Source organism: Nanohaloarchaea archaeon SW_7_43_1 (genome assembly GCA_003009795.1).
Lineage (GTDB): Archaea > Nanohalarchaeota > Nanosalinia > Nanosalinales > Nanosalinaceae > SW-4-43-9.
Genome location: PXPE01000001.1, coordinates 24,785 through 43,779 on the forward strand (window position 1 = coordinate 24,785; position 18,995 = coordinate 43,779).

Here is an 18,995-nt window from a genome sequence, read left to right on the forward strand (position 1 = left end):
TCAAAAATCACCCTCTAAAGCTGTTCAGGGTTATAGTCTTCCTGAACCATTTTCTGTATCTGGTTTTCGATTTCATCAGGGTCACCTTTTGCTGCAAGTTCTGCAATCGCAGGCCCCATCTCTTCTGCGTAGGATGTTAACTGTCTTCTCTTTTTCTCCTGGATTTCTTTTTTCTCTTTTCTGCCAATGTATCTTCCCAGTTTTCTTCCTGCTTCCTGAAGAGCAAGCTTCATTTCCTTCCTGATAGGATCGTAGTTAGCGATCGCCTCCTTACCCTCAGATGTGAAAGGTACCCAGACAGATGCAATATGGACCAGAATATATAGCTCTCCCTGAGGCCGGTTTCCTGTCTGTGAAATATTATAACGGTTCCAGGAGACTTCCTCTATAGCCTTCGTGGTAACACAGGCTGATTTCTTGTACAGAAGCGGAACCTTGTTAGCATATCTCAACTCATCAAAGCTTCCTTCTTCATCAATATCTCCTCCCCAGGCCAAACCACAGTTGTGCATTATCAGGTTGTCAGCCACGAAGTTTCCTGCCTCAGTTTTAAGGTCATAGACATATTCATCGTCCCTGTCAAGTTTCTCTACCGACTCCACGCGCACTGATCTGAAGTCCGATTTAACCATCTTTTCAAGTTGTTGCCTGTGACTGGATTCGGAGAGTTTCTCACATATATCAGCCAGGTTTTCTCTCCTCACTGCAGCTCTACCTTTCTCAATAGATCTGATGCTGTTGGCCGCCAGACCCAGTTCTGTCTGGCTTAGTCCGGAAGCCTCACGTGCCTTCCTTAATTTCTCACCTACGTTGAGTCTGTCCTGAGACCGAACAGGTTTTTCAACGTCCACCAGCTTTCTTCTCCTGCTTTCCTTTTCAGGATGGTTAAGTTCTATTCTCTCGAACAGTTCTTGGGCTTCGTTAAGTGAGTAAACCATCACGTCATGCTTATGTTTCTGCGTCACTATCGTCCTGCCATTTAGTTCTGCTTCTTGGCCTTTTCCTGAAATCGATATTCTGCTTGCGATTCCGATCTGCATCAAAACGTTTTGAACCTTTCTTGCCTTCTTGGGTTCGGCAGTACAGAAGCTGAGTGATTTGAACTCACCGGATTCTCTTGTTGAGATGCAGCCGTCTCCTTCTATAAATCCTGCGAGCCATGCTTCCAGAATTTGCTCTCGTGAAGAGGTAATCCGCTGCTTGAGCTCCCCTAGAAGACGGTTTACGGTTTTTGAGTCGACCTTGACGTAATCTTCCCCTGCTTCCTTAGTTTCGACTCCGAACAGTTGCTTCATGAGTCTTGAGAACTCATCGAGTAGCTCCTCACTTGTATTAGTGAAACCTACTGAGTATTCATCTCCAAGGTAGCCGTCCGACTCAACCATACCCAACAGATAACCAAGATCTGTTCCGAGTTCTGGTATCTTCACGCTCTTGGGATTGACCATTCCGCGCTCCGCCAGTGAGTATTTTCCAATTCTTTGCCGGTAGTCCTCGAATGATTTATCTGTATGTGCGACCATCTCCTTGAAATTCTTCAACGAAGGCCTTGTAGTACATTTTTCCTTCCTAAAGGATCTGAAGCAGCCACATTTTATTCCTATCTTTCCCGAAGCTGTTTTCAGGCTACCATAACGTTCAGATAAAAGATTGGTGACTTCCTCCACCACCTCTCTATCTACAACCTGTACATCCTCCTGCGCTAAAAGGTTTAAAGGATCTAACTCTGTTGATTCCGTACATAGGCTTGCAGGTTCAGCCAAGCGATCATCCCCTGATATCTCATCGGTTCTCTTCCATTCTATCTCTCCTTGCTTCACAACAGGAAGCTCATTGTTTCCTGTCACCTTGAGTCTTCTACCCGATGAAGTCTCCACTTCGTAAATGTCGTGATCCCGAGGTATTCTCATCTTGGCCTCGACATCCAATGGCCGTAGCTTCCCGTTCTCAGTCAAACCCATAACCTTCCGTTGATCTCCGGATTCAACATACTGCTCTATCGTTTTCTTATCTCCGTCCTCTAAAATTATTTCAGTCTCCCCCACCGTACATTCCACAACGTAAGGCTTCCCGTTGTAAACAGCCGGCTTCCTCGTGATAGCTGTGGAGAACTCTGGGTTGAGCTCTTTTTCCATTCCTTCAAGAATTAGATCCTCTCCTATCGGTGAAAGACAGTCGGTTGGAGGTGACTGCAGTTTCACTCTTTCCGCTGCATTAAGTAATTCCTCGATCTCATCTTTATCCAGTGTGTTCGGTCTCCTACCGTCATCTATGTCTGCTTCATCGCATACTTCCTGGGCGCTTGTTCTACCTACTCTTGTGAATTCTTCCTGGAGGAAACTGGATACTGTTCGTGCAGAGGAATTATCCACCATCCTCATCACAACTCCAAGCTCTACTCCATGCAGATGCGGCTTGATCTCTTGCGGTTTCTCCGGAAGTTCGTTTGAAACTCTTGGGTATTCAATTTTGTTTCCGCTTGGTTCTCTGAGTACTACCCTGGCATAAGGATTCATGATAGCTGTATGTTTCAGGTAGTTCCTAACGGAGTGATGGCCTTTTGTGTACTGGGCCTCAATATTCATTTCTATGGTTGTTCCGTGTTCAAAGTAATAATCCTTATCTCCTGGGAACTGATCTGAGTCTTCGGGAATAACTTCATCTTCTATGATTTCAGGTTCGTTTTCTTCAGTGTCAATCCTGACCACGAACTTGTGACATGGCTCTCCTTCCTGTTTGGAGTAAACCGTTACAGGTTCACCTGCTGTAAGCTGTGCGTACATAGCGGAGGCTGAGATCCCGATACCCTGTTGTCCACGGCTCTGTGATAGAGAATGGAACTTGGAGCCGTATAGAAGCTTTCCGAATACTTTCGGAATTGTCTCTCTGTCAAGTCCTACAGCGTTGTCTCTGATCTCAACCCGGCACTTCTTATCACCGACCTCATCTATCAGAACATGTACTTCCGGCAGAATCTCATCTCCTTCACATGAGTCGAGAGAGTTATGACACGCTATAGGATGGTCTCCGGCCATAAAGTTTTCATGACCTGGAACGGAGATATCATAGACCCATTTCTTGTCGTAATTTATTTTCTCGATGGATTTGACAGGTACAGCTGTTAGATCGCTTTCAGCTATCTTCAGTCCGTCACCTTTGAAAGTGATACTGTTTTCTTCCTGAAGCTTCAATGTTGTAGCAGTCTCTACTCTGGACTGTCTTCCTTCATCCAGGTTGTACTCCAGTTTAGGTGCCGATACCGACTCTATAATTTCTTCAGCTGGAAGTCTGTTCAGGTAGGCGGTTTCACCAGTTCTCACGTGTAACAGATTCGAACTCCCAAATTCTGTCTCAACTCCGTCTACTGTCCTTTTTTCGGCCTCAGCAACTTCGTGAGTGCTGTCTATTCCTATTGAGGAGAGTAGGTACCGCATACCCGATGAGAGCATGTCGGAAGCCGTCGCGACTGTTATGCTTTTCTTCTCTATCTCGGATAATGGCTTTCTTTCGACTAATGCCTCAATAATCTTTTCAGTAGGGTAACCATCTCCTGCAGCGTACCCGATGAAGAAACGTTCTCTTAACTCCGGGGACACATCAAAAAGGTGTCTAGGAACTTCTTTCTCCGCGGCCTTGCTATCCATTCCAAATATTTCTTCAAACACTAGGCCTGCAATCTTAGCGTTTATAGTCACATTTTTTGCTGTTTTGTGGGCGTCCACTGTAGAAGGTTCTAGATGGAAAACTCTTCTTACCAACTCTTCAGTCCTGCTTATCAAGCGTTTTTCATGGCTCCCCAAGGAGAAATAGACTTTTTCGTGTCCATCTCTGTCTCCAGTGACTGATCCCTCTGCTGTAAATATACCGAGGAGTTCTGCTAGGTCAGAGTCAAACGATAGAACTGCTGGAATGTTATTTGATCCCAGTCTATATCCCAGCTTGCAGCCTTCTATCTCCGAGCGATTAAGATCCAGTTCCCTGACCAAATTAAAAGGCAGTCTGTCACATTTGCGGAAGTCCTGAACCCTGTAATTTTCATCTACATACTTCTCTATCTCCGTCCTGTACTTGCCGATCAATGGCTTAACATTATGCAGTCCAATTTTCTCTGTCTTTTCTTTGGGTAGTTGCTCCAGTTCCTCCACCAGATTTATGTCTCTGATAGAGCCTTCAGCCCAGTCAGTGTTAGGTAATACAATGTGATCATCCTCAGTAAGCGAGCTTGTCTCAACTGACTTAATCTCTCCGTCTCTCAATACGAAGACGCTGTGGTAGTCGGTGAGTTCAACAGTTCTGTTGCCCTCCAGATCAACTTCAAAAATGTCGCTGTTGACTTTGTGTCGGAAAACCGAGCTAACTTCCTTAAAATCTACATCATAGCTCTGAGTATCGAAACCAAGTGATTCCAGATCATTGTCTTTTACTCTAAGTTTTTCAAGCTCTCCATCCCGTTTAACCTCAACGTTCTCTCTGTTATCCTCGATTAAATCATCTACAAACTCTCCTATCTTTTCATGCCTGGTCTCTCCGTTCTCTTTCACGAGGAAAGGCGTCTTCCATGTAAGAGAGTTATCAACTGCCTCCTTTACTACTGTAATTATTGATTTCTGCGGATTTTCGAATCCCAGTAGGTGCTTGTTCTTCTCGAAGAACTCCGCCACTGATATTTCTTGGTGGTCTTCACCTGTTTCATCAATTGTTTGTTCATCTATTCCGTTTGCCATCTAATTACACCTTTGATTACGTCTAATATCTAACTTGTTTTTACCTTACCGTTTTATGCTGCCCTGGTTCTTTTCCAAGTAACCGTAAGCTGATGAGTGTGATCTGCCGTTCAGAAGCTGTTTGAGTACCTCTGAAACAATTTCAATATTGTGTGCAAAACCTATTACTCCAATGGTCTTGCCGTATATTGAAATATCCACGTTTCCTTCTTTTTCAAGGTGTCTCCTTGTCTCACCATCCCTACCTATAACCCGGCCCTTCAATCTGTCACGGGAATTCTTAGTCGAGGCAAAGTTACTTATATCAATTATATGCAGCATTTTGTCTTTCTCAGCTATCTTTAATGCTTTTTCAGGGTTAAATCCTCTTCCAACAGCTTTCACTATATTTGATCCATCCATCTCATCTATTGGATCTCCATCAATAGATACAAGATTGTCTTTTATTTCAAGATCTAACTCGGTTCGTTCCTCGATTCTTTCCTTTGTCTTACCGCCTTCTCCTATCAGCACGGCAACCCTGTCTTCCGGTATTCTTACTTCCCTCATTCTATCACTGTAGAATTATTAAGTCTCTACAACTTTTTTATAACCTAGATCTTTATTTTAGGGCCTCTTAGCCCGAAATAATTGACTTAAACCGTTTCTGTGTTTCGGTCTCTGCTCCCTGTCTCTCAAAGAAATCTGCCGCGTTCTCTACATCCCTTCTCAGCAGTTCCTCGGCTTCGGGATGGGATTTATGGACACCCTGTGAGAAATCTATCCAGACCTTCCTCCCATCTCCATCCACTATTATGTTGTACTCGGATAGATCTCCGTGAGTTAGTTCTCCTTCCCTCCAGAGACGTTCAATCGCATCCATTGTATCTTCATATGATTCCTGCGGATTCTTCACTTCAACATTCTTCATCTTAGGGTAAGGTGAGAAATTTTCACCTTTGAACTCCATGACTAGGATGTTTTCATGGACATTAACCGGTTCCGGGCAGTTAACATAATCACGGGCTATCTTCAGGTTCCTGTACTCCTTTTTACACCACTGATTGATAACTGATCGTCTGTCGTCCTTGACATTCCTGAACCTCTTGTCGCCTCTGAGATACCTCTTCATCTCCCGAAAGCTTCCCGCCCGCCTCATGTAAATCTTGAGAATAACTCTTTCGCCTTCAGGTGTATCAGCAAGAAATATTACGGACTCCTTTCCGGACTCTATAACACCATAAACTTTGTCTAGTACCTCTCTTTCACTCAGTTTCATTAAAGCTTTAGAGGTTTCATGGTCGAAGACGTTTTGGAAAACTTTTCTGGCCTCAGAGGTATCGAACATTGTCCTCGAGGCTTCTTTCCATCTTTCTCGCCAGTCACGGTCTTCTCTCATTCCAGTTCTGCACCCCTTTACTGTGGAATTCGGATTCAAGAACACGGTAATATACCAGTGGTAGGGTTGCTATAATACCTGCTATAAACGGTAAAATATGGTATTTCAGTTTTACAGGAGGTTCTACAATATGTTTCCATGCCTTTTCGATAGAATCACATGATTTCTGGTAGTATTCTTGGGTGTGAGTAAAGTTTCCTTCTGAGAAGTTACCTGAGCCTATATTATTGCATATCTCTGTCTGGTAATGGATAGTGTACTGGCTGTTTACGAAAAATAATAGATTAACTAGGAGAAAGGTTCCAATCAAAAGAATAAAGCCCTCAATCAAAGTATCTGCTTTCATATTTTTTAGAGGAACTCTGAAATTTCCCCTAGGTAACCGTTGTCTTCAAGCCATTCGTTTTCAGCCTGTGAATAGCTCTGGACGATATCACCTTTTTCATCTCCCTGAATATCCCATGGACTTACAAGTACTACAGAATCTCTTTTCACCCATATACCTCTTTTCTTTGAACCCGGGATACGGCAGATTCTTTCTCTATCATCTGTACAGTAAACCCTGTATTTTCCGCCTCCTTCTTTCCTGAGTACGATTCCCAGTAATTCATCTCCTTCCGGTTCACGTACACGTCCTACTCCTTGATCCTCTTCATCTTCTGGCATAGAAATGCATTGACACTTCAGCTTTTTAAACCAACTATAGGCTGTTCCTGATCTCTCTGAACTCTTCACGGCTATCGTAAAGGACCCACTCAGAATCAAGCGTACGCTGCATTAACTGACCTTCTAATTCCGGATCTGTATAAATCTCTACAAGATCTGCCTCGCATCTTACCCACTTTTCCCAGAATCTTGCTCAGTCACAAAATTAAATCACGACCAAAGATACTTTTCACCCGTTTATAAAACACCACGCATAGAACCCTTTACTAAGCACCTATAGAGGATAAACGTATTTTTGCACAAGAAGAAGTATTATTCTGAAAGAGGGGGGGGAAAAAGATTCCATCTGGAGTCTTTGAATCTATGATCCAAGCTTCTGATACACTTATTATTTTGAATCTCCTTATTATGATCTAATTGTGGAGAGCATGGACTTAAATAATGAAAGAAGAAAGGAGGTGTTAGAATGGATAGAAAACAGGTAGAAAAAGATCTCAAATTTCTAAAAAACGACAAAAAGGTTCTAGCCGTTCTACTTTTCGGTTCACAGGTTACAGGTAAAACCCATGAAAGAAGTGACACAGATATTTGTATAGTAGCTCCTGATACGAAACCGATTAAAATAATGAGAAAAGTATGGAGAAGGCTCAAAACCGAGAAATACGATATACATACTTTCGAAGAGTTCAGTCTGAAGATGAAAAACCAGGTAATGAAAGATCATGAGATAATCCGCTGTGAGGATGAACAGGAACTAGAAGAATACTTCTACCGATACAGAAAAATCTGGAACGACCAAGCAATTGCCAGAGGAGTAACATAAATTAAAACCCCCTCTTCTCCCCCTTTCTTTCTGAAGTCTTTTCAGCCTTTAGTTAAGCCACAACCAGAAAGATACTGTTCACTCAGTTACATTCAGCTTTGTCCAGTGAAAATACTTTCCTCTAAAGCCGGACCGAGATAACATTCCTGTAGACTTTCTGACCATCTCTCTCGGTTAACAGTTCGTACGACCTCTTAACATCAGGATTGTGCTGAGCTTTCAGCATTGAAAGAATCTCTCCGGCAATCTTTTCCGTAGACAGGTAAAAGTCGAAACCATTATCGTTTTTCTCAATGTTGGAGAGAAAGCTTCCTCTATCCTCGTTTGTTATTTCAGCGGCTTTATCCGCCATTCTGTTTGAGACTCCTTCAAGATCTTTTTCTCCTCTAAGCTGCATCTTGACTTTAAAGAAACCGCCGTGGAACTTCGAACAGTTCTCACACTGGTGTTTCTTGACTCTCAACTCTGTATCGTAATCATCTTTCATCTCATCTTGGAATGCATGAACTCTAACAAACATCTTGTTATCTTCCTCCCAGTACTGCAGCTCCATCTGTACATCTTCTTCAGCAAAATCCTGGAACTTAACCCCTAACTGTTCCTCTAACGTGTATTCTTCGATCCATTCCCCGTTTTTCCTCATTCTTCCGCATGTAGAACAGATATCTAACTCTATCACTTCCGGTATCTCAAGCAGATCATTCTTATCAGGATAGCAACCTGGACAGAGCTTTTTCTCACCGCCGTAAAGCTCTTCTGTTTCTCTTCCACATCTGGGGCAGAACTTTGAAAGCTCCATAGCTTCAGTTTAGGCGGAAAAACTTATATTCTAAAACTCAATTTGATCGCCTTCCTCAATCCCCAGATTCTCGAAACTCTCCAGGAGATAGGAATACTTTTGACCCGGATAGTAGAGGCTCCAAGTTCTGGGATTCCAGCTCCATGGCTTGGCTCTCTGGACCTCAATTACCTTCTTATCCGAGTTCATGAAGTAGAGGTTGAGAGGTTTAGAGAGAAACATCATATCAATCCTCGATCTAGTAGATCCGGAAAAACTAAACAATATTTTACCCTCCGAGCTGAAGCTCAAACCTTTTACCCGGGAAAGAAAACTATCCGCAAGATCAGCCTCAAACACTTTTCCACCGGCTTCTACCCTTACAGTTTCCATATCAAGTACTAATTGAGGAAGAATTTTTTTTGTTTATCGGGATAGTTCAATTGCTTGAGACTTTGATCTTCCGAATAACTTGCTTTTCACTATTCTAATGGCTTTGCCTACTATTGTTTCATTTCTCCGTTTCTTTGAATATTCTTCATTCTTTAGCCTTATCAGGCCTTCTTTGCTCTCCTCAAGTACATCTGCCATCGCGTTCCGTACTTTGGGGTCGTCAAGCGCTTCGAATTCTTTTTCTGTTTCAGGGCTCATATCAATACATAGTATAGCCATCATTATATCATGTACGGTTTTTTGCATCGGAATTGGCGGAGATGTCATTAATATTAACACGTTGCTAAGAACTCCAGCTGTCAATTTAATTAAGATTAAAAAACACGATTTGCATGTTAAATATGTGCAAAGGGATATTAGAGGATTTTTGAAAAGAATCTCAGCCTCTTCAGCCATCGCCTTAACTATTCTAACTATATTCACATTTGCTTTTGATTCCGGATATCCAGGATCAATAAACCGATTAGCAGGTTTAGTTGGAATTACGAGACCTGCTTTACTTTCAGCCGCTTATTTAGTATCGGTTATCGTTATTTTCCTAATAGACAATAATTTCAGAAAAGACTCTGAGAAACCTGATTACTACACTGACAGGGAATTGAGACTTAATTACGTTTTCATAAATCCGATACTTGCAGGTTGGTTCTTTGTTGCAACGGCGTTTATGTTGAATAATGTTTTATTATCAGTTGGCGGATTTGTCCTGATACTGTATTCCGGCTTTAAATTAAGCCAAGATGAATTTCGAAAACCAGGCAGAATAGCGTTTTGTATTTTAAGCGCAGTTTCACTTTTCATAGCGTTTTATGTAGTCTTATTTAGTCTTATTATGATGACATGAATATTGGCTCTACGAAAACATTCTCATGTATCATCTTTGGTTTCTTTCTATCGCCTTCTCCATTTTTGAAAGTTACTATGCTGCTTTCGGAGAGCAGTTTCAAGTCTTTTGATACTCCGCTGACGTCTCTGTCTACTTTTCTGGATAGTTCTCTAACTGATTCTATTTCTCCCTCTTTGATTATTTCTATTAGCTCCATTCTTTTCTCGGTGAAAACCTTTTGAGCGGTTTCTATGTTAAGCATTAGCACGTCTTCGTAACCTTGTTCTGCCAGGTCTTTTGCGAGCTGCATCTTCTTAGGTAGTTTTTCCTCCTCAGACAACTTTACCACCTACCGTTGTATTTAGACGTCAACACTTATTACAATATTTCCATACACCACTAAAATCAGGAAATCCATTCGATAAACATTCTAACCCGGTTTTGTTCGGTTTGACACTAACAAACACTAATTAAGAGATCGCTGCAGATAGTTCATAAAAGTTCTAAAATGCTTCTATAGTCGGATAAAACCGAGAGATCAGGTTTCAGGTTATTTCAGCGACCCAGAAAAGTTTTTGTATATAAACCATTTTTAACGGGTTAAAAGCAGTTTTGAAGGATTAAAAACCCTTTTTTGTCGCAATGGGATATTTTAAACAGTTCTAAACTGTCAAAGACGATTGGAAAACCGTTAGAATCCGTTCATAAACGGTTAAACACCGGTTTTGACCAAACCCTTTAAAAGGGTGAATGATGAGTGTATGTGTAAGGAACAGCGAAAAGTAATGCTGGGATCCACGACCCATTAATTAGTAATCCACGTACGTGTGGAAATGGCTTTTTTCGGGAATCGGGATCCCGCGGAGGAATGAAGCCTCCTCCGATAACGCACACTATATTATAATGTGTGCTCCGACAGGACTCTCCGATCGGAGACCCTGTGACCCGAAAGAAGGCTTCAGTGAGGCACGCATCTTGAGTGCCGCACTCAAAAAACAAGACGAAGCACCAAGAATACTCACCACACAGGTGAACACACAATTATGAAATCAATCAAAAAACTGAAATCAACAGGTAAAGCTGTAGCAGGCTCTGCACTTCTTGTAGGAGCAACTCTTACAGGAGCGGCCGGTCTAGCTTCAGCTTCATCACATAACATGGATGACTCCGGATCAATGGATCTCGGGGACTATCCGATGCCATTTGTAAACGAAGATGGCGAAGTCGATACAACAGTTGTAGTCGGCGAACAAGCAGCAACAGCAGACGTTGTTGGAGCAATTAACGTTGCCGGATCACTCGGTAACGCAGCCTTCATGGAAGAAGAAGTAGACGTAGACGTATCGGGAGCAACAGCTACTTACAGCGCAGAAGACGGAGAAACACTGAACAGAAGAAACTCAGATCTCTTCTTCGGACAAGGAACAGCAGCAGAGCAAGTAAGATTTGATGGACAGGACATCAATGCACTAGAAACAACAACTGTAAGCTCTGTAAGCAATGAAGAAGTAGAACTAGAACACGATCTTATGATTGGAGATCAGCCACAATCGTTCAATTCAGAACGTGGAGACGTTGACGATCCTGTACTACACATAAAAAATCCATCATCTGACCTCGATGTCAACAGCGACTATCTTCTACAAGGAGAAGTAGAGTTCGACGAAACAATGGACTTTACAACCAATGAAGGAGATCCAAGTGATGGTGCAGATCAAATCCTTGAAGATGGAGAGACATTAGAACTATTCGGACAGGAGTACACATACTCCGACGAATCAGAAGCAGATGAACTTGTTCTTTACGGATCTAGCACAAGATTCGAAGCAGACACAGGAGAAACAACCACTGTAGAAGTTGATGGAGAAGAACAAGAGCTTGGAGTTGAGTATGTACAAGAAGGAGAAAACTCAGCAACAATCACAGTCAACGGAGACACACAGTCAGTAGATGACGGAGAAACAATTACAGTAAACGGAGAAGACATTAGAGTATCCGACATCTTCAGAACCGGACCTGACGGAGAAGGAACAGTTAAGTTCTCAATCGGATCAGAAGAACTAGTAGTTACAAACTCCGATGTAGAAGTTGACGGAGAATCCGTAGACGGAGTAGACGTAGCACTTGACGCAGAAAACGATGACTTCACAGCTGTAGACGGAATCTCATTTGCATTCGGAGCACAAGACTCTGATGAAAACCTAGTACAGGCAGGAGAAACCTACGAAACACCTGTATTCGGTCTAGAATTCCACTACGCAGGTCTAGCACCGAACGCTGCAGAAGAACCAGCAGGAGAAATCGAAGTTGATGCAACAGAAGACGACGATGTATCACTGGACTACACAGCAGACTCAGGAGAAGACGTATCCCTAACACTGGGAGAACCTGATGATTCCGGAAACTTTGATCCCGGACCAGGCGATGAAGATGAACAAATCGCACAGTACGAAGGCCAACAAATCTCAGAAGACGATTACACAGTCCTCAACAGTAACGAAGAAGCAGTAATGGTCGAAGTTACAAACGTTGACGACTCAGACCTACAAAGCGGAGAAGATGATGGAGAACTATCCGTATCACTTAGCAACGCAGCAACAGACGAATCAATGACAGTCGAAGAAGACGGACTGAACCTATCATCAGGAAGCGACGACCTCGAAGACGACGGAAGCTACGAGCTACAGTCAGAATCCATTGAAGGAATGGACTACGACGTCACATGGCATGGAAACGAACAAGTCAGCTTCGTTAGAAGTACAAGAGATGACGGTCACGTACAACTGCATCCACACATGTACACAAACACAGGCGCAGCAGTAGCTGTAGACGCACCAGGAGCACTCGACGCAAGCGAAGCATTCGCCGTCACAACAGAAGACTTCACATCTCCAGCAGAATCTCAGTCTATGACTGAAGATGGATCGGCAGGACAAGCAGACTTCCAGCTTGATTTGGGATCTATCTCAGGAACCGATTCCGATGATGTAGAGTTAAGGGTTGCAGGAACTACTGACGGTTCAAACACCTACGATGAAACAGTGACCCTCGATGACTCAGGTGATTCTGCAAGCTTCGGAACATCTCCATCAAATGTAGATGTATCAAGAAATGGAGAGGACACAATCGAGTTCACGCTATCAGCCAATTCAGGGGCACAGGTCACAGAGCTTGAAGTACAGGGAGCTGGAGCATCAGGAGACGTTGGTTACACACCTGGATCTGAAACTGAAGCTGGAGACTACACAACACTCACAGTAAGCCCAGCAACAAGAACAGCTGATCTTCCGAGTGGAGTTGCATCAAATGATGCAACAGCAGATGTAGAGTTCCAAACTACGGAAGAACTTGGTAAAAGTGTAGACACGAATGAGGACTTCGTTCAGTACACACTGGACGGAGCTCAAGGTGATGAGACAGTCAACCTTAGCCGAGGAAACACACAGGTTAACCACACAGCAGTTCTTGTAACTGAGCCTGAAGACGACGAAGACGACGAACAGGCATACGTTGTTGAAGGTCGTACAACTGATTCCAGCCAGAATGTCGACGTGACATACACTGGTGGAGAAGATCTCAGAGATACTGAGAGCTTGGATGATGAAAGTGTAGAAGTTGGTTACGACTTTTACGGAGCTCACACCATGTTTGACACTGAGAACTCCGATACGGACAACTTCAAGCTACACCTTCCGGAAGCACAGTCAACAGCAGGTATGGCTGTAACTGGAGCTGATGGATCACTGTCAGCATCAGGAGCATCCTCAGGATCAGCGATGACGATGAGTCCTACAGGATTCCCTGATTCAGCAGCTCTTGACTCAGAGGTTTCAGGATCTGACAGAGATCAGAACATGATCCTTGTCGGGGGACCTGCGGTCAACTCATTGACTGAAGAGCTTGCACAGGAGAACAAGACCTGGACAAGAGACAACTACGATGAAGACACATGGGTACTTGACCTGGTAGACGGATTCAGAGAAGGAACTCATGCACTGGTAGTCGCAGGACATTCAGCTGACGACACTCGAGCAGCTTCATCCTACATCAGCAACTACGCTGATAACGCAGATGAACTAGCTGGCGAGACAACAGTCAACATGACAACTTCCGCTTCCCAGTAGAGGAAGAAAAGTTGTAGAGTAACGGGCTCAACCCGTCATTTTTCCTTTTCTATTTTTCTCTCAAATAAGTTCAATCTGACTTTTCCATGACTAGCGCACCGATATTTTTAAGATATTCAAGACGAAGACAAAAGTTATGTCAGAAGTGGATATTCCTCAAGATGTTTTCGATTCGATAAAGATACCGGAGCGAGAGAAAGAGAGAGAAATACGGCAGGAACTAGCTTTATCTCTTTACAACCGAGGAGCTCTTTCTTTTGGTAAGGCTAGACAACTTGCGGGAATGTCAAAAGAAGAATTTCACAGAGAACTTGGTGAAAGAGGGATAGAAAGACATTATACTGAGGAAGAGCTTGAAGAGGATCTGGAATATGGCCAGAAATAATATAGTTGTCTCGGACACTTCTCCATTGCTGAATCTTGCTTTCATTGATAGACTTGAACTTCTTGAAGCGCAGTTCGGAAAGATAAGGGTTCCAGAGCAAGTATGGGAAGAGATACAAGAAGGAGAAAAAGGTAAAGATCTCCTTGATAACAGAAAAGGTATTCTTATTGAAATAGTTAAAGTAGAAGAAGAAAGTCTCTACACAGAGCTAAGACAAAAACTAGACAAAGGCGAATCAGCAGCCATCACTCATGCAATAAAGTCAAATGCCGATCTTGTATTATTAGATGAAAAAGAGGGAAGGCAAACAGCCCGGAAACACAATCTTGAAGCAACAGGAGTAATAGGAGTATTAATTAAAGCCAGCAAAAACGAAAAAATAGACTTAAAGCAAGATCTGGACAATCTCAAAGATGAAGGATTCTGGATTTCGGAAGAACTTTATAGGAATATTATCTAAAAGGAATTTCCTCTCGCTACCTTAATTCTTTGCGGAATTGAGAAAAAGCTTCCAAACCCTATTCGCACAACCCGCATCCGAGATTAGTGCTTTGTTACATGGTTGATCTAACTCGAGGAAGAAAAGAAGTTGTAGATTAACGGGCTCAACCCGTCATTTTTCCTTTTCTATTTTCTCTTTCTCCAGCACTACCGAAACTGATTTATGGATGATAGCTCATTATATATTCATGAACGAGAGAATAGAGATAGACCCAGAAGTGATGACCGGTAAACCGGTTATCAGGGGCACCCGGATACCAGTACACAAGATTGTGGAGCTCCTCTCCCAAGGAATGACGGCAGAGGATCTACTTGAGGAATACCCTGCAATTGAAAAAGAGGATGTCAACGCTGCACTAGATTACGCCGCAGAAACCCTGGAGGAGGAATCCGTCTTCAAGACAGGGGGAGACGACCTTGAAATTCATAGTTGATGAAAGCACAGGTAAGAAGGTTGCAGATTTCCTAAATGAAGATTACGACACCGTTTTCGTGGGCGAAGAGATGTTGGGCGCCTCCGACAGCGAAATAATTAAGAAAGCGAGGCGAGAAGACAGGATTATAGTAACCAACGACAAAGACTTCGGACAGCTAGCGGTCAAAGACGGTCGGGAAGCCAAAGGAATACTCCTGCTAAGACTCAAACTAGAAACACCGCAGAACAAGATAAAGATTACAGAACAAGTACTAGCCGATCACAGAGAAAAACTGGAAGATAATCTAGTAGTAGCGAAAGAAGACAGCACAAAGGTAAGACCGATCTAAACAAGTAATGGCATCCGCTTCCCAGTAGGGAAGCAAAAGCCTTAGATTCGTGTGCTTGACCCGTTATTTCTCTTGTATTTTTCTCTCTAAACCTGACCGAAAAATGCAGAAAACACTTACCCAGAGATCGAAAAGTTATTAAATATTGCTAACTATTGTTAAGAATATGTCAAGTGCAAGCACATCCTTCAGCATACCTGAAACTATGAGGGACGAAATAGATGTTTTGGTTGAATCAGGGGAATACAGTTCTCGGAGCGACGTCATGAGAGACGCGTTTAGAACCTTCCTGAGAAAGAATCCTGAAAAACGTATACGTACAACCGTAGAACTCTACAAAAACGGAAAAGTATCCCTCATGAGAGCTGCAGAACTCGCAGAAATGAATCTAGAAAACTACAAGGAAGAACTCAACGAAAGAGGTATCACGGTCAAGACCAACAAAGGAGACGAGGAAGAAAAGGAAGCAGTTGAAGAGAGGCTTTAACCCCGATGTTGATAATGGACACAGATGCAGCTAGTGTTCTGGCCAAAGGCAAACTACTGGATGAAACACTGAAACTTTTCAAAAACCATAAAGTGGTAATAACTCCAAAGATTAAGGAAGAGCTAGGAAAACCGATAGAGCACGGCTACGGATACCCGAGTAGAATATTCGACAAAATCAATACTGAAACTCCTAATAAAAAAGAAAGGAAACAGTACCGAGAATGGTTCAACGAACAAACAGTAGACAAAGGAGAACTGGAAGCCATAGCAATGGCAAAATCAAGAGACGCAATCTTCTTCACAATGGACCAAAAAGCATCCAGATACGCAGAAAAACAAATGTTCAAACACAAGCCTTCAACAACCTAGCAAAACTACTACACAAAAAAGAAATAACATCCAAGGAAGAACTCAAAAACTCTATCAAACTAATAGAGCAAAAAGACAACCGAAAAATTAACTTCAAACTCAAAAATCTATAAACACCAAGGAAAATAAGCTGGGAGACAAAAATAAAAAAAAACAGATTAACGGGCTCAACCCGTCAATTTTCTTTCATATTTTTCTGACCAAAACTGATTTATTATTCTAGAGGAAATTTTTTCCATGACTACAGATACTAGGGAAAGAGCGACTGAAATGGCAGACGAACTTGGTTTCAGTGACGAGGGAGAGCTTATGGACGTTGCTGTCGATACATTATTAGCTGCAAGACCTGATATTAGAAAGGATTTAGCCATCGCACTTTACAGGGATAACAGGATCTCATTAGATAGAGCTGTAGAGATTGCAGGTATGGAACGGAAAGAGTTCAAAGAAATACTTAAAGAGGAAAACATTGAGAGAGAATCAGGTTCTCTAGATCAATCGGTCAAGAATATTGCCGATTACAGCGGTTGAGGCATTATGCTAGTAGCAGATACAGATTTTCTAGGTGCTTTTCTGAAAGCAAAATCAGTTGATATTATTCTTGATATCTTTGATGAGAATAAAATTGTGATACCGAAACAGGTAGAAGAAGAGATTCTAGAAGAACTAGGCAGAAGATTCGACAATAGAATAGAAGTAAGAAATACCAAGCCGATACAGGATTTAAATCTAGGGGAAGGAGAAAGAGCAGTAATATCTCTGGCAACAAAAGAAGATCTGATTCTCATGAACGATCGAAAAGCTTGTGGAAAAGCCGAAGAATTGAATTTGAAACCAGTTACGGTACCCGGATTTCCAAAATTTGTAGAAAAAGAAGTAGGCTCTGAGAAAACACGGGAAATAGCAGATAAAATACGGGTTAAAGATAATTACATTTTTTCTTAGAAAGAAAGAGAGGAATTAGGATTAAATGATCAATAAATCTGTCAAGCTTTATCAGCAATTACGCTGATGACGAAAAAGACCTAGCTGGGAAGTCAACACACCGTGACAACTTCCGCTTCCCAAGAAAAGCTGCAGGGTAACAGACCCAACCCCTCAATTTTTCCTTATATTTTCTCTAAAACTGGCCGAAAAGAGTTTAAGTCTGAACCTCAATAAAAATCTTATGATTGAAACTGTAGAAAGAGAGGACAAAAGTATTGAGGAACTAATGGAAGAGATGAAAGAAGGCGCTCAAGATATGATTGAAGGAAATACTGAGTCAGATAAATCTTCTATCAGAGCCCGGATCGAAAAATTGAAAGAGGATCTCTAATCTTCCCTGTCAGCTTTTTGGCTTCTTTCTTGGTTAATACTCTCCAACCGTAGATAGTATCGTCTTCAAGTTCCTCAACATAACCTCCTTCTACAAACCAGGCTCTATAATCTCTACCTAAGTTTATCTGGAGAACAGGATTCATATTCACTGAGAGAAACTTATCGAAAGCCTGTCTAGGAGAGGCCCCCAAACTAAGATTCTTCTCAATAGCGTCTTTCTTACTGAGATAGGTATCTCCTACTTCATCCGGAAGTTCAACAAGATCCTTCATAGCTCTCTCAGTAACTTCTATCTCCATATAAAGTACTTAAGTTGATCTCATTAATAACAGTAAAAAACGAATATCTGCTAAATAGGTCTCTTCAAAGATTAATAGAGCTAAAATCATTCTTTCTTGCTTTCTGGCCGAAATTATTTATAGCTCAAGCAAGTCACTGAATAGTATGAATGCAGAAAACCATGATATTGGCAGATCGTTAAAGAATCGATCGGGGATTAAAGAAGCAGTGGCCACACAGGATAAACTAAGAAGTAAAAATAGTGACTGGAATGGAGAGGAAGAGATTCAGAAACGGCGGAAAAAGAGATAGTTGTACTTGATGCATCAGTCGTTGTAAAATGGTTTTCTGAAGAGGATTTAACAGACAAATCTCTTGAAATAAGAGAAATGTATCTGGAAGATGAAATAGACATAGTACTTCCCGATCTTATTTTAACTGAGTTAGTCAATGCATTAAGATATAGTTCAGAGTTTGATTCAGAGGATGTAAAAACAGCAATACAGATTTATCTTCGACAGAGCTTGAGGAGAAAGCAAATGAGTGGAGATCGTAGTTATCTGATTAATACCAACATTTTTGTCGAATATGTTCTATCTAATTTTTTCACTACCAATGTACCGATATTTTTAACATATTCAAGAAACATATTATGGTTATAGAAATGGGTATTTACGCTGATGATGTTGCGGAGTTCACCAGAAAAGGTGAGAACAAGAGAAAACTGGGAGATGTACTGGCCGGAAGATTCTCAGACCTAGAGATAGACTCGGTAGAAGAAATAAGAAAACTCAAGGAGCGAGAATATGAATAGACTTGAACTAGCAGACTCAATAGCATCTAAAAGTAAGCTCACAGCAGATGATGCACAAGAGATCAGCGAAAAGATAAAAGAAGGAATAGCAGAGAAACACGGTTTAGAGTAGATGAAATTAATGAATCCCAAAAATTTGGACTCTGATGATACAGGTAATTTTGTGAGAGAGGTAGCTTTATCACGGATTGAGAAAGGCAGCATTTCACCAGAACTTCTAAATCTGGTTGTAGATGAAGAGGGTTCTAGTTTAGATGATGAAAAAGAGGTTTTCAAGTCCTTGAGGTAAAAACTTAAGGAAACA

General features: G+C 41.9%; 22 protein-coding genes. 12 read left to right on the forward strand and 10 right to left on the reverse strand.

The window, feature by feature from the left end:
* Positions 1–14: 14 nt before the first annotated feature.
* The 5 genes from BRC29_00120 to BRC29_00140 all read right to left on the reverse strand — a co-directional run bounded on the left by BRC29_00120 (position 15) and on the right by BRC29_00140 (position 6,768).
* On the reverse strand, positions 15–4,724 hold the full coding sequence (locus BRC29_00120) for a DNA topoisomerase VI subunit B (protein ID PSG98515.1): 4,710 nt from the start codon (positions 4,722–4,724) through the stop codon (positions 15–17).
* A 45-nt stretch (positions 4,725–4,769) separates the two neighbouring features.
* Positions 4,770–5,273 (reverse strand): RNA-processing protein, encoded by a 504-nt coding sequence (locus BRC29_00125; protein ID PSG98516.1) that lies wholly within the window; start codon positions 5,271–5,273, stop codon positions 4,770–4,772.
* A gap of 67 nt (positions 5,274–5,340) precedes the next feature.
* A complete protein-coding gene (locus tag BRC29_00130) occupies positions 5,341–6,102 on the reverse strand; it encodes a serine/threonine protein kinase (protein PSG98517.1) in 762 nt (253 codons plus the stop codon).
* Entirely contained in the window at positions 6,086–6,448 is a 363-nt protein-coding gene (locus tag BRC29_00135; protein PSG98518.1) for a hypothetical protein, read from the reverse strand. The genes BRC29_00130 and BRC29_00135 overlap by 17 nt, the downstream gene beginning before the upstream one ends.
* Positions 6,449–6,453: 5 nt before the next feature.
* Positions 6,454–6,768, reverse strand: a complete 315-nt coding sequence (locus BRC29_00140; protein PSG98519.1) for a translation initiation factor IF-1A — start codon at positions 6,766–6,768, stop codon at positions 6,454–6,456.
* Positions 6,769–7,234: 466 nt separating this feature from the next.
* On the opposite strand from BRC29_00140, the gene BRC29_00145 reads away from it, so the two are divergent.
* On the forward strand, positions 7,235–7,591 hold the full coding sequence (locus BRC29_00145; GenBank protein ID PSG98520.1) for a DNA polymerase subunit beta: 357 nt from the start codon (positions 7,235–7,237) through the stop codon (positions 7,589–7,591).
* Positions 7,592–7,712: 121 nt separating this feature from the next.
* On the opposite strand, the gene BRC29_00150 is transcribed toward BRC29_00145, so the two are convergent.
* Genes BRC29_00150 through BRC29_00160 form a run of 3 tightly spaced genes read right to left on the reverse strand, consistent with a single transcriptional unit; the run spans position 7,713 to position 9,044 of the window.
* Positions 7,713–8,390, reverse strand: a complete 678-nt coding sequence (locus tag BRC29_00150) for a hypothetical protein (protein PSG98521.1) — start codon at positions 8,388–8,390, stop codon at positions 7,713–7,715.
* 30 nt (positions 8,391–8,420) lie between these two features.
* Complete coding sequence (locus BRC29_00155; GenBank protein ID PSG98522.1) at positions 8,421–8,762, reverse strand: hypothetical protein; 342 nt, start codon at positions 8,760–8,762, stop codon at positions 8,421–8,423.
* Positions 8,763–8,795: 33 nt separating this feature from the next.
* Positions 8,796–9,044 (reverse strand): hypothetical protein, encoded by a 249-nt coding sequence (locus BRC29_00160; protein ID PSG98523.1) that lies wholly within the window; start codon positions 9,042–9,044, stop codon positions 8,796–8,798.
* 121 nt (positions 9,045–9,165) lie between these two features.
* Here BRC29_00160 and BRC29_00165 point away from each other — a divergent pair, with 121 nt between their 5' ends.
* Positions 9,166–9,663, forward strand: a complete 498-nt coding sequence (locus tag BRC29_00165; GenBank protein ID PSG98524.1) for a hypothetical protein — start codon at positions 9,166–9,168, stop codon at positions 9,661–9,663.
* On the opposite strand, the gene BRC29_00170 is transcribed toward BRC29_00165, so the two are convergent.
* Positions 9,650–9,994: a hypothetical protein gene (locus BRC29_00170; protein ID PSG98525.1), complete on the reverse strand. Its 345-nt coding sequence runs from the start codon at positions 9,992–9,994 to the stop codon at positions 9,650–9,652. The genes BRC29_00165 and BRC29_00170 overlap by 14 nt on opposite strands.
* 694 nt (positions 9,995–10,688) lie before the next feature.
* Here BRC29_00170 and BRC29_00175 point away from each other — a divergent pair.
* The 9 genes from BRC29_00175 (at position 10,689) to BRC29_00215 (ending at position 17,223) form a co-directional block, all read left to right on the forward strand.
* Positions 10,689–13,769: a hypothetical protein gene (locus tag BRC29_00175; GenBank protein ID PSG98526.1), complete on the forward strand. Its 3,081-nt coding sequence runs from the start codon at positions 10,689–10,691 to the stop codon at positions 13,767–13,769.
* A gap of 136 nt (positions 13,770–13,905) precedes the next feature.
* Positions 13,906–14,154 carry a hypothetical protein gene (locus BRC29_00180; protein ID PSG98527.1) on the forward strand — a complete coding sequence of 83 codons (249 nt, stop codon included), beginning with the start codon at positions 13,906–13,908 and terminating at the stop codon, positions 14,152–14,154.
* Positions 14,141–14,614: a DUF3368 domain-containing protein gene (locus tag BRC29_00185; GenBank protein ID PSG98528.1), complete on the forward strand. Its 474-nt coding sequence runs from the start codon at positions 14,141–14,143 to the stop codon at positions 14,612–14,614. The genes BRC29_00180 and BRC29_00185 overlap by 14 nt, the downstream gene beginning before the upstream one ends.
* A gap of 229 nt (positions 14,615–14,843) precedes the next feature.
* The gene (locus tag BRC29_00190) at positions 14,844–15,089 is read left to right on the forward strand and encodes a hypothetical protein (GenBank protein ID PSG98529.1); all 246 of its coding nucleotides are present in this window, start codon (positions 14,844–14,846) and stop codon (positions 15,087–15,089) included.
* A complete protein-coding gene (locus BRC29_00195) occupies positions 15,073–15,420 on the forward strand; it encodes a hypothetical protein (protein ID PSG98530.1) in 348 nt (115 codons plus the stop codon). The genes BRC29_00190 and BRC29_00195 overlap by 17 nt, the downstream gene beginning before the upstream one ends.
* Positions 15,421–15,586: 166 nt before the next feature.
* On the forward strand, positions 15,587–15,907 hold the full coding sequence (locus tag BRC29_00200; GenBank protein ID PSG98531.1) for a hypothetical protein: 321 nt from the start codon (positions 15,587–15,589) through the stop codon (positions 15,905–15,907).
* Between the two features lie 14 nt (positions 15,908–15,921).
* Positions 15,922–16,278 (forward strand): hypothetical protein, encoded by a 357-nt coding sequence (locus BRC29_00205; GenBank protein ID PSG98532.1) that lies wholly within the window; start codon positions 15,922–15,924, stop codon positions 16,276–16,278.
* Positions 16,279–16,515: 237 nt separating this feature from the next.
* Positions 16,516–16,809 carry a hypothetical protein gene (locus tag BRC29_00210; GenBank protein PSG98533.1) on the forward strand — a complete coding sequence of 98 codons (294 nt, stop codon included), beginning with the start codon at positions 16,516–16,518 and terminating at the stop codon, positions 16,807–16,809.
* A 6-nt stretch (positions 16,810–16,815) separates the two neighbouring features.
* Complete coding sequence (locus BRC29_00215) at positions 16,816–17,223, forward strand: hypothetical protein (protein PSG98534.1); 408 nt, start codon at positions 16,816–16,818, stop codon at positions 17,221–17,223.
* Between the two features lie 335 nt (positions 17,224–17,558).
* On the opposite strand, the gene BRC29_00220 is transcribed toward BRC29_00215, so the two are convergent.
* Positions 17,559–17,897 (reverse strand): hypothetical protein, encoded by a 339-nt coding sequence (locus BRC29_00220; GenBank protein ID PSG98535.1) that lies wholly within the window; start codon positions 17,895–17,897, stop codon positions 17,559–17,561.
* A gap of 246 nt (positions 17,898–18,143) precedes the next feature.
* Here BRC29_00220 and BRC29_00225 point away from each other — a divergent pair, with 246 nt between their 5' ends.
* A complete protein-coding gene (locus tag BRC29_00225) occupies positions 18,144–18,539 on the forward strand; it encodes a hypothetical protein (GenBank protein PSG98536.1) in 396 nt (131 codons plus the stop codon).
* Positions 18,540–18,995 lie beyond the last annotated feature (456 nt).